The 520-nt window shown below is 69.4% G+C and carries 1 protein-coding gene; it reads left to right on the forward strand.

Annotation, left to right across the window (positions count from 1 at the left end; all coding sequences use genetic code 11):
- Positions 1 to 331: 331 nt before the first annotated feature.
- Positions 332 to 520: hypothetical protein (locus AC1DQC_RS20285; RefSeq protein WP_477053021.1), on the forward strand; the 189-nt coding region annotated here is incomplete at its 3' end.

Genomic DNA, 520 nt, shown 5'->3' on the forward strand with positions numbered 1-520 from the left:
GTCCAGGCCAACGACTGAACGCCCGCCCCGCACAGGGGGCGGGCGTTCGTCGTTGCGGGTGGATCGGACGGGCGTCCGCGCCGGCGACGTCGGCGCTGTTGATCGGCACGACGTGTGCAGCTCGAGGGGGAAGGCGCGACCAGGGAGAGGTGGGCGGCTGTCCGCGCCGTTGGGGCGCACCACCATCGGCCGGCCCCGTGAGATCCGTGGCTGTTCAGGGGGTGTGGTTGTCGGATGGCGGCCGCGCCGGCGTCTACGAGGTGAAACACCGCTGTCAGGGCGTTCGTAATTTCGAATCCGACAACGCATCCCAGCCATATCGGAGGTTCACATGACTGCTCCCGCCGCTACCCGCACGTTCGCCAGCCGTTCCCTCGGCGCCGACATCAGCTCCGCCCGCAGCGTCGACGAGGCGCTGGCGCTCGCCGGTTTGGATTGGGGGATCGAAGAGCATCCGGCCGACAGCTTCGCGCTGACCACCGGCGAGGGCGTCACGATGACCGGTATGCCGGGTATGCGG

It is taken from the genome of Cellulomonas sp. P4_H12 (assembly GCF_056400905.1).